The organism is Bacillus sp. LH1 (genome assembly GCF_057924895.1).
Window position 1 is genome coordinate 2,959,234 of the sequence record NZ_CM175007.1, and the last position, 14,291, is coordinate 2,973,524.

16 protein-coding genes are annotated in these 14,291 nt (G+C 35.3%); 2 read left to right on the top strand and 14 right to left on the bottom strand.

Annotated features, from left to right (window positions below):
- Positions 1–40: 40 nt before the first annotated feature.
- Together ACX9TM_RS15380 and ACX9TM_RS15385 are read right to left on the bottom strand one after the other, a co-directional pair.
- Positions 41–1,021, bottom strand: a complete 981-nt coding sequence (locus ACX9TM_RS15380) for a hypothetical protein (protein WP_000827149.1) — start codon at positions 1,019–1,021, stop codon at positions 41–43.
- Positions 1,022–1,235: 214 nt separating this feature from the next.
- Entirely contained in the window at positions 1,236–1,517 is a 282-nt protein-coding gene (locus ACX9TM_RS15385; RefSeq protein WP_000714730.1) for a hypothetical protein, read from the bottom strand.
- 311 nt (positions 1,518–1,828) lie between these two features.
- Between ACX9TM_RS15385 and ACX9TM_RS15390 the strand changes: the two genes are divergently transcribed.
- A complete protein-coding gene (locus ACX9TM_RS15390) occupies positions 1,829–2,590 on the top strand; it encodes a class I SAM-dependent methyltransferase (protein WP_000817566.1) in 762 nt (253 codons plus the stop codon).
- Positions 2,591–2,770: 180 nt separating this feature from the next.
- Here the strand turns inward: ACX9TM_RS15390 and ACX9TM_RS15395 are convergent, their stop codons facing one another.
- Entirely contained in the window at positions 2,771–3,295 is a 525-nt protein-coding gene (locus ACX9TM_RS15395; protein WP_002182860.1) for an NUDIX hydrolase, read from the bottom strand.
- A gap of 158 nt (positions 3,296–3,453) precedes the next feature.
- Here ACX9TM_RS15395 and ACX9TM_RS15400 point away from each other — a divergent pair, with 158 nt between their 5' ends.
- Positions 3,454–4,077, top strand: coding sequence for a cephalosporin hydroxylase family protein (locus ACX9TM_RS15400; RefSeq protein ID WP_265736937.1), 624 nt, complete (start codon positions 3,454–3,456; stop codon positions 4,075–4,077).
- A gap of 34 nt (positions 4,078–4,111) precedes the next feature.
- On the opposite strand, the gene lepB (ACX9TM_RS15405) is transcribed toward ACX9TM_RS15400, so the two are convergent.
- From lepB (ACX9TM_RS15405) to lepB (ACX9TM_RS15455), 11 genes are all read right to left on the bottom strand, one after another.
- On the bottom strand, positions 4,112–4,633 hold the full coding sequence (gene lepB, locus ACX9TM_RS15405; RefSeq protein WP_002094069.1) for a signal peptidase I: 522 nt from the start codon (positions 4,631–4,633) through the stop codon (positions 4,112–4,114).
- Positions 4,634–4,714: 81 nt separating this feature from the next.
- The gene (locus tag ACX9TM_RS15410) at positions 4,715–6,868 is read right to left on the bottom strand and encodes a peptidoglycan D,D-transpeptidase FtsI family protein (RefSeq protein WP_001249191.1); all 2,154 of its coding nucleotides are present in this window, start codon (positions 6,866–6,868) and stop codon (positions 4,715–4,717) included.
- Between the two features lie 324 nt (positions 6,869–7,192).
- Positions 7,193–7,921 (bottom strand): NAD-dependent protein deacylase, encoded by a 729-nt coding sequence (locus tag ACX9TM_RS15415; protein ID WP_001183803.1) that lies wholly within the window; start codon positions 7,919–7,921, stop codon positions 7,193–7,195.
- Between the two features lie 75 nt (positions 7,922–7,996).
- Complete coding sequence (pcp, locus tag ACX9TM_RS15420; protein ID WP_000859710.1) at positions 7,997–8,644, bottom strand: pyroglutamyl-peptidase I; 648 nt, start codon at positions 8,642–8,644, stop codon at positions 7,997–7,999.
- 16 nt (positions 8,645–8,660) lie between these two features.
- Positions 8,661–9,623: a DUF979 domain-containing protein gene (locus ACX9TM_RS15425; RefSeq protein ID WP_001021642.1), complete on the bottom strand. Its 963-nt coding sequence runs from the start codon at positions 9,621–9,623 to the stop codon at positions 8,661–8,663.
- 1 nt (position 9,624) lies between these two features.
- On the bottom strand, positions 9,625–10,320 hold the full coding sequence (locus tag ACX9TM_RS15430) for a DUF969 domain-containing protein (RefSeq protein WP_000593392.1): 696 nt from the start codon (positions 10,318–10,320) through the stop codon (positions 9,625–9,627).
- A gap of 22 nt (positions 10,321–10,342) precedes the next feature.
- The gene (gene pxpA / locus ACX9TM_RS15435; protein WP_000207320.1) at positions 10,343–11,104 is read right to left on the bottom strand and encodes a 5-oxoprolinase subunit PxpA; all 762 of its coding nucleotides are present in this window, start codon (positions 11,102–11,104) and stop codon (positions 10,343–10,345) included.
- 18 nt (positions 11,105–11,122) lie between these two features.
- A complete protein-coding gene (locus ACX9TM_RS15440) occupies positions 11,123–12,112 on the bottom strand; it encodes a 5-oxoprolinase subunit C family protein (RefSeq protein WP_000382245.1) in 990 nt (329 codons plus the stop codon).
- Positions 12,103–12,816 carry a 5-oxoprolinase subunit PxpB gene (gene pxpB, locus ACX9TM_RS15445; RefSeq protein WP_000672280.1) on the bottom strand — a complete coding sequence of 238 codons (714 nt, stop codon included), beginning with the start codon at positions 12,814–12,816 and terminating at the stop codon, positions 12,103–12,105. Before pxpB ends, ACX9TM_RS15440 begins: the two co-directional genes overlap by 10 nt.
- A gap of 14 nt (positions 12,817–12,830) precedes the next feature.
- Positions 12,831–13,583 (bottom strand): IclR family transcriptional regulator, encoded by a 753-nt coding sequence (locus ACX9TM_RS15450; protein ID WP_000026361.1) that lies wholly within the window; start codon positions 13,581–13,583, stop codon positions 12,831–12,833.
- Positions 13,584–13,738: 155 nt separating this feature from the next.
- Positions 13,739–14,290 (bottom strand): signal peptidase I, encoded by a 552-nt coding sequence (gene lepB, locus ACX9TM_RS15455; protein ID WP_000662501.1) that lies wholly within the window; start codon positions 14,288–14,290, stop codon positions 13,739–13,741.
- Between the last annotated feature and the right edge of the window lies 1 nt (position 14,291).

Genomic DNA, 14,291 nt, shown 5'->3' on the forward strand with positions numbered 1-14,291 from the left:
AACAAACGTAAAAAGCACTTTAAATTTCTTCTTTATATCATTATTTTACTAGCTCTTCTATGTTATTACTTTCCTTAATTTTTTCGGATGATAGCCAGAGTGAATAACTTGTTCCATCCTTGTTCCTTAAATATATGTTAAATTCCTTATTATATAGTTCTTCTTTAAGAATAGTGACTACCTTTCTCAAATCATCTATTACATATGGATCATTTCTATATTTTATCTCACTGTCATTGAAAACTAATGTCAATTCATACTCTAGACAATTGCCGTCTTTCGGGTGTGGACAAGTAATATCCTCAATTTCAAAACGATCATTTTGAATTTCATTTAACCTTACGCCTACTTTTGTTTCAGTTTGAACCAAATATGTCCAATAACCGCTTACTGTGTTTTTCATTGTTAAAAGCAGTTCTTCTTTCGTTATAGCTTTTTGCACATTTTGAAAAGGCAAGCCTATAGATTCACCATTATAATCCTCAATTTCAAGTGTTGTTATCTTTCTATTACTCTTCTGAATGAATTGGATTAGAGCATATAAACGATCTAATTCTTTTGATTCAAATTGACTGTAATCAATCTTGTCACTCGTTTTTAAAGTTAATAATAACGTATCCGTTGGTTTCTCCTCTATATCATCATCCACTATATATTGAAAAACATTTTTATTTTCAGGTTCCACGTAACCTAATTTTTTAATTTCTTCTAGCATTGGTTTAAATTTCTTATATTCCTCATATGTTTTTTTTCCGTATTGATATTCATCACCTTTTATTCTTGAATATAAGAAGCCATCTACCTCTACTCTAAATTGAATATTTTTGTTATTTTTTGCTTGAACAGTATGATATGTATGCCCCATATTCCCTTCGTTTATAGCACCCCAATGTGTTACAATCACATCAATTCCGTGCTTTTTTTTCACATATTTTTTCACCTGATCGTCATCTTTATAATTACACCCACTTAAACATAAGAAACATAACAATAGTAACATTACATTTTTCATTCTTTTCATATAGCACCTTGCCCTCTTTTCGCATAAACAAAATATTCCATATATAAAGAATACTAAATCGCTGAATGTTTTCAAAGAATTAAAATATTTTTACACTCGGTTTATATATCTATTTCTTTTATTAATGGCTCTAATAAGTTTTACTATTGATAATCGAATATAATAAAAAGAAACCTAAATTTAAGTTTTCCCATTTTTACCAACAATTTAAATTTTAATAGATATTTTTTAGCCAAGTAATAATTCGTAGTACCTGAAACGACTCAAACCAAGTAATGAAAAACAGGAGAACAAAGAAAGAGATAAGTGATATGAATTTTAATCTTCCATCTTCACGTCTAGCAATCGCTATAATACTCAGAACCACTCCAATTAAAAAAGAAATATACCCTAATAGGATAATAGGCTCAGAATAGCTATCTATTATCCTATTTAATCCAAATAATAACATTCCAAAAGTCATCAATGTTATTGAAAATACACTAAATTTTTTCATAATTCAACCTCCAATATAATTTTACTATTTTATGGAGAGAATAATTTTTTTATGCGTATGGATGAACAATTACACTATAAAATTAGATAACTCAATTTATTTTTTCATTAAACAACTGCCTTCTTTTATACCCTCAAAGGATTCCCACTCGATTATCCCGAATATATAAATAACCATTCTCACAAGGAGCAAATTTATATGAATCTATTCGAACACGAAACGTAAAACCGCTTCTCTTTCATGAGAGGTCCTCCCGTTCTCCGTTCTCCTTTCTCATCATATCATTCATTGAAAAATAGGAGGACATAATTATGAAACGTGATCCATTATTTTTAACTTTATTAGAAAGTGCAAATACACATTTTAGCGGTTGGGATTTTTCTTTCATTTCAGAAACGGGCCGAATGAAGAGCGAGCCTTTATCATGGTCGTACGGCAGCATTGCTTTCCTGCTTATGCAACGTGCAAAGTCAATGCTCGATATGGGTACTGGCGGCGGAGAGTTTTTATCTATGTTACAACCGTTCCCGTCAACTATTTATGCTACTGAGGGTTATGCTCCAAATGTGCCAATTGCTCGGAAGAAATTAGAGCCTTTAGGAGTTACAGTCGTCAAAGTGATTAATGATACTGTATTACCATTTCAAGATGGGCAGTTTGATTTCATTATAAATCAACATGAATCCTATGCTGCCTCTGAGGTAAAACGAATTCTTTCTCCACATGGCGTTTTCCTTACACAACAAGTTGGTGGTCTCGATTGTGTGGAACTTAATGAGCAATTTAACGCACCGCTAAATAACGAATTTGCAAGTTGGTCACTTGAAGCAGCATGTAGTGAGTTAGAGGAAAATGGATTTACTATCTTAGATGCAAAAGAAGAATTCCCTTTCCAACGCTTTTATGATATTGGCGCTATTGTCTATTATTTAAAAGCGATTCCGTGGCAAATTCCTGATTTTACTGTCGAAAGGTATTATAAGGAACTATATCGTATACATGAAATCATCTTGCAAAAAGGATATTTTGATGTGAAGCAACATCGATTTATGATTAAGGCGATTCACAGCTAACAAAAAGGGGGCGGCAAAGCCACCTCTTTTTTGTTCCGTTTACGTATGTTCTCTACGCTTTCACCATAAGAAAAGTTATATCATACATATTACAATTCTGACCAATAAATTGTATTTCTGAAACATATAATCACTTCGTATATATAATGAGAACAAAACGTGATTTTTCACTATCCTCTTCTATTGAGAAATGAGTTGTTTTTCATATCGCTTGTTCGCATCATCTTCTGTCAAACATGCAGTTGTGTAATTAATAATATTCCGGTTATCGTACGTGAATATATGTTTTAACTTATTTTCTTCTGTTATTACTGTCGGTAAGTATTTTGGTAAGTTGCTAACTACACCTCTATTATCACCATCTAATATCCAATCAATTTCTTTCCATTCTAATAATCCTTCAGCCGTACGTAATGGTGTATTCATTTGCATTCCATCTGGAAAATCAGCAACGAACACATACATTCCTTCACTAGCCTGGGGCTCATCTTTACCTTTAAAAACAACAGTCCCTTTATACGTTACACTTGAAAGTTCTATACCCGTTTCCTCAAACGTTTCTCTAATTATTCCTTCGTATGGCGTTTCATTCTCTTCTATTTTTCCTCCAACACCATTCCACATCCCCATATTCGGCTTTTTATTTCTATTTAATAGCAGTATTTTATCGCTTTTTCTAATAAAACAAATTGTGTATTTGTACATACGATCATTTCCTTTCATTTTCCACATGAGTTATTTGGCTTATTTTCAAGTAAAAACACTCGCCTTACAATTCCTTACTACATAATATATAGTACAACTTTCATGCGTAAACACTTTACGTCAAACGAGAGAATCCTTTTTAGAAAGGAGAATTTAAAATCGATAATATAAGCAATGAATTTCTAAACCAATATTACAACAGCCTCGTGTGGTTAAACGATACACACTGGTTCGGGGTTCCAATCTGTAAACTTCCCTCTGATCTCTTTTTGTATCAAGAAATTATTTATGAATTAAAGCCCGATTTAATTATTGAATGCGGGACTTTTCACGGTGGTAGTGCACTGTATTTAGCTTCTATGTTAGATTTAATTGGAAAAGGTCACGTACTTACTATCGATATAACTCCGCAGCCAAATCGGCCATCACATAATCGGATTACGTATTTAACAGCATCTTCTGTTTCTGTGCAGGCCATCCAAACAATTGTAAGCATGCGCAAACCTGATGATGTGGTTTTAGTTATTTTAGATTCTGATCATAGTAAAGAACATGTTTCCAAAGAACTATTACTATATAAATCTATCGTCACTACTGGCAGTTATATGATTGTAGAAGATACCTCCATTAATGGAAATCCGCTTCTTCCCGATTGGGGTCCTGGCCCGATGGAAGCTGTGGATGAGTTTTTAACTAAAAATAATAACTTCATAATCGACGAGTCTAAACATAAATTTTTCATATCATTTAATCCAAAAGGTTTTTTAAAGAAAATAAAGTGAAACTTTAATAAGTGGGGTTTTGCTCATCCCCCACTTATTCTATCATTTTCATTTTTGAAAAAGGATAATATACAAATTCCACCTTGCCTATTATGTTATCTTCTTCAATATATCCTAAGCCATTTCGACTATCTCTACTTACTTCGCGGTTATCTCCCATTACAAATAACTTATTTGGCGGAATTTTTGTCTTTTGAAAATTATAAAACACTTGTGTGTTGTTAAATAAATCTTTGTTTGTATATGGTTCTTCTTGCTTTTTATCGTTCACATATACCTTTCCGTTCGTTATGTTAATTACATCACCAGGAAGCCCTATTACACGTTTCACATAATATTTCGATTCATCCTCTTCTTTTATAATGACAATTTCTCCGTGTTGTAAATTAGAAAGACGTACTACCGCTTTATTTACAAATACGTAGTCTTCTTCATATAAAGTCGGCTGCATCGATTCCCCTTCCACCTTACATAAAGTAAAAGAATGGTAGCCTATGACTATCACCAATATAAATAGTATGTACTTTCCCCAGCCTCTCTTAATCTCCTTTTTCATATCCATTCCCACCTTATAAAGCGCTTTTTAACTCAAAAAATATATCACTGCACAATATGTTTCCATGCAGTGATACTATTTTTACTGTGCCTTGTTCGGTTGTTCTACTGGAATTGAATTTGCATTTGATCTATTTGTTTTTAATTCAAAATACGCATCCAAAATCTCTTTACCAATCGCAGAATTAATTCCTGATTTATCATCATTCACCCATGGTACAACAACTGAAAAAGCTACTTCCGGATCAGCATCATATGGTGCATAACCGGCAAGAGTTAAATTATAACATTTTTTTCGGTTGTTGTTCTCATCTCTTCCAATATCACTTTCTCCACCATATACTGTCTCAGCTGTTCCTGTTTTTCCCGCTGGTTTATATGGTAGACCTTTAAACGTTCCGGTACCTGTTCCGTCAGCTTCTTGAAAAACTCTTCTAAATCCTTCTTTTACATGATTAATGTACGAAGTGTCCATATCCACTCTATTTAATACAACTGGTTCAATCGACCGAACGACTTTTCCTACATCCTCTGGTCTATTCGGTTGCTCTCTAACTTCTTGTACAATTTGTGGTTTCATTCGGTAACCGCCATTTGCAATGGTTGAAATATATTGTGCAAGCTGAAGCGGCGTATATGTATCATACTGTCCAATCGCGTAATCAAGTAAAAATCCGGGTATGTTATCAGTTCTACCTACTTGACCAATTGATTCATTTGGCAGGTCAATACCAGTCGACACACCTAGGCCAAATTGTCTAAAATAGTAGCGCATTTTATTAAATGTTTCTTGTTTAATGTCTAATGGATTGTTTGGGACATAATTAATGCCTGCCATTTTTAAAGCCGTATTAAACATATAAACGTTCGATGACACTTGCAAAGCTCTTAAATCATCAATATCCCCAAATTCTTTCCACGATTTCTTCGGCTTAGAACTTCCTTTAAAATACATTGGCGCATCAAAGAAATGTGTATACGGCTTAATCGCTTCTGTTTGATATCCAGTTAATAAAGTAGCCCCTTTTACAGTTGACCCTAACTCATAAGAACTTGTCATCGTTCCTAATGCATAATCTTCTATTTGCATACCGCCATCTTTATTTACAATTTTCTTTCCTGCCATTGATAAAATTTGACCGTTTTTCGGATTCATCATTACTACGAACGCACGATCCATCATCGGCTCTGCAGCATGAAAGGCTCGTAAATTCTTTTCAAGGCTGCCCTCTACTCTTTTCTGTAAATCCATATCGACTGTTAACATCAAGTTATTTCCACTTTTTCCTTCAGTCACTTTTTCTGTTCGAACAATCTTCCCTGCTTTATCCATAATATTTTTAGACTGTTCCTTCGTTCCATGTAGTGCATCTTCATATTGTTTTTCAATGTAACTTTTACCAATACGGTCGTTTCGATTATAATCACGAACTAAATAATAATCTAATTGTTCTCTTGGCAATCCTTCATTTTCATTAGAAACGCTACCTAGTATAGAGCGCAGTATTTTATCATTTGGGTATTCACGTTCCCAATCTACTGTCGTATCTACCCCTGGTAAGCTTGCCAACCTTTCACTAACGACAGCATATTCATTTTGACTTACATCTTTTTTAACGATTTGCGGCGTCATTTTATATCCCGCATTCATTTTGCTTTTAATTACTAATACTTCTATATCTTCCTTTGAAAGCTCATTTAGTTCTTCTTGTGTAATTCTTTCCCGGCGCAGTTCTTCTACTTTTTTATCTAACTCTTTTCCTTCTATTTCTTGCTTTCTAAATTTACTCTCATCTTCTTTCGTTACTTTCGCCGCTGCCCGCTTTTCATTTAACTGCATCCAAAAATCTTTCTTATCTGTCTCTGTTAACTTATCCATGTCCTCTTGCGACATTTCAATTAGCTTAGCTAAATCTCTTGCTACTTGTAAAACTTCTTTCGAGTCTACTCCTCTCATTTTCGTATATGTAACGGTTCGTAATGGTTTATTATTTACAATAACGTGACCTTGCCGATCAAACATTTTCCCTCTAGGAACGGGAGTACTTACCGTTACATCTTCCTTTTTGTTTACTTCATTTCTATACGTTTCTCCATCAATGATTTGTACTTTACCTAATTGAATTATAATAGCTGAAAATAAAAGAAAGACAATAAAAAATAGTACATTTAACCGAAATGGAATATGAGTCTTTTTCTTTTTCGATTGTTTTTTCTGCTCCTTTTTCTGTCTCATTTCGCTCCCTCGCTTCATTCTATTAACATTTCTACGCAAAATCATTATGTATCAAATTTATTTATATGATATATATAGAATTTTATATTAATTATAAAAGAAATAAAAGATTTAATTTTCAGTTTTTTGTTTTTTACATCCTATTTATTACCATTCCCTTAATGCACAATAACATGAATATTATTCTAAAAGAAAAATGGGGCAAATTGATTTTTATAAATTATAGAGATGTTGTTACTACGTTATCAAAATGTTTTCATATGGCTTAAAACAGTGATTACTCAAATAAAAAACTGAGGCAGATACCTCAGTTTTTTCGATAACTTATTTCATTGAAGATAACCCTTCAACAAACTCACCAATCTTATTTTGAAAAACAAAATCAAAGTTATATTCCTGTCCTGTTAACTCTTCATTTACTAAAATAGTTGTTGCTCCTACTTCCCTCTTTGCAATTTGCGGGAATGAAGCGACAGGCTGTACTTTTAGTGATGTTCCCATAACGATAAGCACATCTGTTTCATATAAACGTTTGATAGCATTTTGATATTGCGGCAGTGTATCTCCGTATAAAACAACGTCTGGATTTAAAATGAAATTACACTTCTCACAACGCGGTACTTCATGATCAATCATATACTGTAAATCATAGCCTGATTTACATTTTGGACAATGTGCTGTTTGAAGTGTTCCATGTAAATCAATGACATGCTTACTGCCACCTAATTGATGTAAACCGTCAATATTTTGCGTTAAAATCGTAATATCTTTCCCTTGTTCTTCTAGCTCAGCTAAAAAGCGATGGCCACGATTTGGTTTATATTGATGGAACGTATTAATTTGAAAGATTTCTTTATAATGCTTCCAAAATTCTTTCGGACTTCGGTTATAGTACCCTCTTGATAAGTACATCTCCACATTCGCATCAGCATACAATCCATTTGCTGAACGAAAATCTGGAATACCACTTTCCGTACTTGCACCAGCGCCTGTTAATACTGTAATTTTCTTCGCTTTTTCTAAAATTGAACGTACTTCTTCAAATTGTTGCACAAAAATCACCTCTATGTATTTTCCTATTCTTATTATACCAGTTGTTTACAGGAGGTGTTGTACAATTCATTTTACTTAATGCGTTGCGCCCCCAACCTCTACAATATCTACCTTAACTGTCGTCGTTACTTCGATTGCCAATTCTATCCCCTTACGAATAGTAGAAAGTGACATACTCGGTTGCCCTGGATAATTACTCGCTTGTTCTGGTAAAAACGGAATATGAATGAATCCGCCTTTTATTTTCTTATCATGTTTCTCTAGTTCATGCATAAGTCCATAGAATAAGTGATTACAAACGAATGTGCCTGCCGTCTGTGAAACAGATGACGGTATACCCTCTTCGCGAAGTTTTTTCACGATTGCTTTCATCGGAAGTGTAGACCAATATGCAATCACTCCTTCTTCTACAACTGGTACATCTACCGGCTGATTGCCTTCATTATCAGCAATTCTTGCATCATCAATATTAATTGCGACACGTTCTATCGTAATATCTGGCCTGCCCCCAGCTTGTCCAATGCATATAATAATTTCCGGCGCTAGTTCTTCTATATACTCTTTTAATACGCTTATTGATTTATGAAATACAGTTGGTACTTGTTTGCTTATTATCTTGTATTCTCCAATTGTTTTTTCATGCAAACCTTTTGCTACTTCCCAAGCTGGATTGATATTTTCTCCGCCGAACGGATCAAACCCTGTTAATAATACTGTTTTCATAGTTTTATCCTCCTAATTAGAAACGATATACTAGGCCGTACATAATAAACATATTTATGATAAAAATTGAAAGAGCAATTGGTACTTGCGCTTTAATAACCGCATTTTTATCCTTTAGCTCTAAAAGCATCGCAGGTACGATATTAAAGTTTGCTGCCATTGGAGTAAGCAGCGTTCCGCAATATCCAGCAAACATACCGAGTGCTGCCATAATTGCTGGGTTTCCGCCGTGCATTTGAACTATTAAAGGTAAGCCAATTCCGCCAGTAATAACAGCAAACGCTGCGAATGCATTTCCCATTACGACTGTAAATAGCATCATGCCTAAACAGTACGCCATAACGGCAACGAACGGATACTCTGTCGGTAGCACTTGTCCGACTAAGTCTGAAACAACTTGTCCAACGCCAGACTTCGCGAATATACCGCCAAGTGCTGCTAACATTTGTGGTAAAATTACAGCCCAGCCAACAGCTTGTAATAGTCTGCTTCCTTCTTGTACAGGTGTTGTTATTTTTGATTTTGTAATACGCATCGCCGCAACAAATGCGAGTAATGCACCAAGCGCTAGTGCAACTAATGTTACTTTATCTGGATCAACAAGAGAGACATTTCCCCATTTAATTTTCCCTAAGGTCAACGTACCGATAATTGTAAAAATAGGAATTAATAGTGCAGGCATAAAAATTTTATTTTTTAATTTCTCAGCATGTTTCACACGTTCTTGTACTGGAACTTCTTTTTCCTCTGATTTTGTTACTTTATTTAGCGAGGCTAAAACGACCATAGCGAGCACGATACAGCCAACGTAAAACGAAGGAATTACATTTCCAAATAAAAATGTAACTGCAAACAATGCCCAAAATAAACTAGAACCGAATCTGTTTGGATGTTTACAATCGAATGCGATACGAACAGCGATAAAAGCAACGATTATCCCTAATACATAATAGATTGTATCCATTGTGATGATGTTCATATTAGATTGCCTCCTTCTCTTCTTTTCCTTCTGCCTTCATTGTTTTCTCTATATATTTATCAAACCTTCTAAATCTAATCCAGCTTACAATAAGTGCAGATATTGCTGTCGGAATGCCCCAAAGTGCCATATCCCATACTCCGACATGCATACCTACTGAATCGAAGAATCCTTTCATTAATAAAATAGCTCCAGTTGCGATGAAAATATCTTCTCCGAAAAACCAAGCTGTATTTTCCGCAGCCGCTGCGTTTGCTTTAATCTTTTCTCTTAATTTTTCAGGAAGTTTACCGTATTTACCTTGCGCGGCCCCTTCTGCCATCGGTGCAACGAGCGGCCTTACTGTTTGCGCATGCCCACCAATATTAAGCCCTAGTGCTGCTGATGATTCTCTTATCGTAAAATATGACATTAATACTCTTCCAGTTGTTGCTCCTTTTGATTTCGTTATAAGTGCTTCGGCTCTTTCTTTTAAACCGTAACGCTCTAAAATTCCGATTACCGGTAAAGTTAATATAATTGGCATAGACATATATCTATTCTCTATGAAAAATTTACCGAACATGCTGATCACATCATAAAAACTTAATCCTGAAACCATACCAGTAACAATACCTGCAACCATAACTACTAAAAGTGTATTTAATCTAAATAAAAAGCCCACTGCAACAAGTAGTATTCCGATTAATTTAATCATTTCTAGCACTTCCCCCTATTTTTTATTTCGGTGCACAAATAGAAATACCATTGAGTTTGAATGTTCTGTATATTCTTTCTGCAAATTGTACTGCTTTTTCCCCATCACCGTGTAAACAAATCGTCTGCGCCTGAACTGCTACTTTCTCACCATTCACCGAATTTACATAGCCTTCTTTCACCATTTGAAGTACTTGCTTTATCGCTTCGTCTTCATCTTTTATAAGCGCATTTTCTTCTGTACGGCTCGTTAATGTACCATCTTGCTTATATGTACGATCCGCAAAAGCCTCTTGTACAAGAGTTACTTTGTATTTTTCTGCAGCCTGTATAAACGCCTCGCTATTTGCTAATCCATAAAGTAATAGACTTGGATTTATATGATAAATTGCCTTTGCAATTGCATCTGCAATTTCCGGATTAGACGCCGCCATATTATATAAGGCACCGTGCGGCTTTACATGCTGCATTTTCCCGCCTGCCGCTTTCACAAATGCGTCTAATGCGCCTGTTTGATATAGAACATAATCGTATACTTCACTTGCTGAAACATTCATGTTTCTTCTACCAAATCCAATTAAATCAGGAAATCCAGGATGCGCCCCTATTGCTACGTTATGCTCCAAAGCTTTTTCAACAGTTTGACGCATAATAGACGGATCACCCGCATGAAAACCGCAAGCAACGTTTATAGAGGAAACGAACGGAAGAATCTCATCATCATTCCCCATTTTATAAGCGCCAAAACTTTCTCCTAAATCACAGTTTAAATCGATTGTAGTCATAATGTATTCCTCCTAATTTCAGCTTCGTAAAGCGATGAATTTCTTTAATAAATTCATATTTACTTCTTGTTCTATGTACAATTGTTCCGCTTCTTCAAGCGTAATTTTCTCAAAAGAAACATAGTCCCCCGGCTTTAGCTGGGCAAGAAGAGGTAAATCTACTGAAATGATATTTCCCATTCTCGGATAGCCACCTGTCGTTTGCCTATCTGCCATTAATATAATCGGCTGTCCACCATTAGGAACTTGAATGGTTCCAAATGTAACAGGACTCGATAAAATCTCTTTTTCTTCATTCCTATTTAAAACCTCTCCCTCAACCCTATAGCCCATACGGTCAGCATAATTAGATACCTTATACTCTTTCGTAAAAAATGCCTTTCTACTTTCTTCTGTAAATTGATCGTATTCAAAGTCAGTTATGACACGAAGCTTTGGATGTTTCTTATACTTTGGTAGTACGCTGTTGCTAATTGCCCATTTCGTTTTTATTCTCGCATCTTTTTGTAAGTCTAGAATGAAACGACTCGCCATTTCTGGTTGTGCACCAATTTGGAAGTAGTCACCCTTTTTCAGCATTCTTCCTTCTATACCACCAATCGCAGCACGTATGTACGTACTTTTGCTTCCCATTGTACGCTCAATATGTATACCACCCGCAAAAGTTACATACGCTCTGCAACCACTTTTCACTTTTCCAAAACAAAGCATACTACCTTCTTCCGCTAAAATGGGACGCCATAACGGGATACGTTCTCCATTCAATAACGGTTCCATATCTGCTCCGCCAATCGCAAGTAAAGTCGTTTTCTTTATTAACAATTTAGGTCCCATAATCGTCATTTCGAGTCCCGCTTCATTCTCTTCATTACCAACTAACATATTGATCATCCGAAGTGCACTTTGATCCATCACCCCGCCAACTGGCACACCGTATTGTTGATAATGAGATCGCCCTAAATCTTGGACTGTTGTAAACATTCCCGCATGCAAAACCTCTACATCCATTTTTTAGCCCCCTCAAGCGATACGTACTCTTCCTTCGTTATTGGAATAAATCGTAAATACATACCACTTTGAATATATGTTGGTATTTCTTCTTCCGGATTAAATAATGAAATAGGAGTTCGGCCGATAATATTCCATCCTCCTGGTGTTTCAAGCGGATATATACCTGTTTGATTTCCGCCAATACCTACTGAACCAGGAGAGATTTGTAACCGTGGTGTTTCTTTTCTAGGTGTTTCTAATTCTTTTGAAAGTCCTCCTAAATACGGGAACCCTGGTGTAAAACCTAGCATATATACAAAATATGTAGTTTCACTATGTATTCGAATCACATCTTCTACTTGTAAACCGTGATAATGCGCGACTTCTTCTAAATCAGGTCCATATTCTCCCCCGTAGCACACTGGTATAGAAATATGTTTCACATCCTGTTTTACTTCTTCTTTATAAGAATCACACAGCTCCTTTATATACTGGCGAACGTAATCATGTGACCTTTCACTTCTCTCATTTCCCTTCCATACTTCGTATACATTGTAGTAAACAGCTAATGAAGTAAACGACGGAACGCACTCTATCATTCCTGCAAACGGATGTTGCTGCAGTGCTTGAAATAACCGCTGTACTTTCTCATATATATCCCTCTTAATTTCTTCACCAAATGTAACAATAATTGCTTGATCCCCTAACGCAGAAAATTTCATCCTACTCCCTCTTTCTATGCCAAAAAGCCGAGTTCTTTCGAAATGCGATGCGCTGTTTCTTTCACCTTCGCAATAAAATATGAAATGTTACTTTCGTTGTACTCAATTGCTAATCCCGAAATACTAATGCCTGCTACAACCGTTCCATCGCTCGCGAAAATGGGTGCTGCTATCGCGGCTGTATGATTTTCTAACTCAGAATAACTAATGGTGTAGCCTTCCTTTTTTGCCATTTGCAACACTTCTAACAATTGTTTCTTATCCACGATTGTTCCATCTGCAAACTGTTTTAAATCCACTTCCTCTATGTATCTCCGTTTCTCTTCCTCAGAGAAATACGATAGTAAAATTCTTGGACATGCGCCAGCATAAAGCGGTGCTCTTCTTCCAACCGCCGTATACACGCGTACCGGCTGAACACCTTCCATTTTTTCAACATAAATTGCGTCATTTCCATCCTGAATTATTAAATTAACTGCCTGTCCTAAACTATCTCTAAGTTCTTTCATATAAGGAATTGCTATATTTCTTACTGATAATCGGTGTGAAACAAGTTGACCGAACCGTAAAAATACGACCCCTAAACGATATTTCCCCTTTTCGTTTTTTTGTAAAAACTCCATCTCTTCCAACGAACCAATTAAACGATAAACAGATGTCTTCGGCATATTTGTAAGCTGAACCATCTCAGTTAAACTTAGCTCTTCATGCTCATAAAACAACTCTAAAATATCCATTGTCTTAACTGCCGTTTTATTTATACTCATTCTATCTCCCTTTCGTTCCGAATTACGGAACTTAAATTCCGTTTTTCGAAACAAACATATAATTTAAAATTATAAAATATTCTTTCAATTCAATCAATAGATTTTAAGCAAATAAAAAAGTATGGAAGAATATCTCTCCCATACTTCACCACACTTTATAACGCTCTTACTTGTTCCAACGGCCAGAAAACAGCTTGTCCTTTTCCGACAATTTCATCTTCTGAAATAAAGCCAAACATGCGACCATCCTTAGAAACTTCACGATTATCCCCTAAAACAAATACTTGGCCTTCTGGCACTTTCGTTTTCCCAGTGATTTGTTCTAACGTAAAGTCTGGAGTTAATACACGGCCTACTGCTTTTTCTTTAAACTGTTTTAAATATGGTTCTTCCATCGCTTTTCCGTTTACATATAAAACATCATTTTTATACTCAACTGTATCGCCTGGCAAACCAATTACTCGTTTTACTAAATCGTATCCTTCTTTCCCGTGGAAGACGATAATATCAAAGCGATCTAATCCACTTATACTATAACCAATCTTATTCACGAGAACTCTTTCGTTATTTTTTAAAGTGGGCATCATTGATTCACCTTGTACTAAAGAAGGTGTAAATAAAACACCGCGAATAATAGCAATTAATACAAGGGTAAAACCTATCGTTTTAGCCCAAGAGAATAATTCTTTCTTCGTATTTTCCTTCATC

Coding starts and splice junctions, on each gene's coding strand:
- lepB (WP_000662501.1), bottom strand. CDS start 14,290: ATGAAGGAAAATACGAAGAAAGAATTATTCTCTTGGGCTAAAACGATA.
- ACX9TM_RS15395 (WP_002182860.1), bottom strand. CDS start 3,295: ATGTACAAATACACAATTTGTTTTATTAGAAAAAGCGATAAAATACTG.
- ACX9TM_RS15425 (WP_001021642.1), bottom strand. CDS start 9,623: ATGAACATCATCACAATGGATACAATCTATTATGTATTAGGGATAATC.
- pxpA (WP_000207320.1), bottom strand. CDS start 11,104: ATGACTACAATCGATTTAAACTGTGATTTAGGAGAAAGTTTTGGCGCT.
- ACX9TM_RS15430 (WP_000593392.1), bottom strand. CDS start 10,320: ATGATTAAATTAATCGGAATACTACTTGTTGCAGTGGGCTTTTTATTT.
- pxpB (WP_000672280.1), bottom strand. CDS start 12,816: ATGAAATTTTCTGCGTTAGGGGATCAAGCAATTATTGTTACATTTGGT.
- ACX9TM_RS15410 (WP_001249191.1), bottom strand. CDS start 6,868: ATGAGACAGAAAAAGGAGCAGAAAAAACAATCGAAAAAGAAAAAGACT.
- ACX9TM_RS15450 (WP_000026361.1), bottom strand. CDS start 13,583: ATGAGTATAAATAAAACGGCAGTTAAGACAATGGATATTTTAGAGTTG.
- ACX9TM_RS15385 (WP_000714730.1), bottom strand. CDS start 1,517: ATGAAAAAATTTAGTGTATTTTCAATAACATTGATGACTTTTGGAATG.
- ACX9TM_RS15440 (WP_000382245.1), bottom strand. CDS start 12,112: ATGGATGTAGAGGTTTTGCATGCGGGAATGTTTACAACAGTCCAAGAT.
- ACX9TM_RS15380 (WP_000827149.1), bottom strand. CDS start 1,021: ATGAAAAGAATGAAAAATGTAATGTTACTATTGTTATGTTTCTTATGT.
- pcp (WP_000859710.1), bottom strand. CDS start 8,644: ATGAAAACAGTATTATTAACAGGGTTTGATCCGTTCGGCGGAGAAAAT.
- ACX9TM_RS15390 (WP_000817566.1), top strand. CDS start 1,829: ATGAAACGTGATCCATTATTTTTAACTTTATTAGAAAGTGCAAATACA.
- lepB (WP_002094069.1), bottom strand. CDS start 4,633: ATGAAAAAGGAGATTAAGAGAGGCTGGGGAAAGTACATACTATTTATA.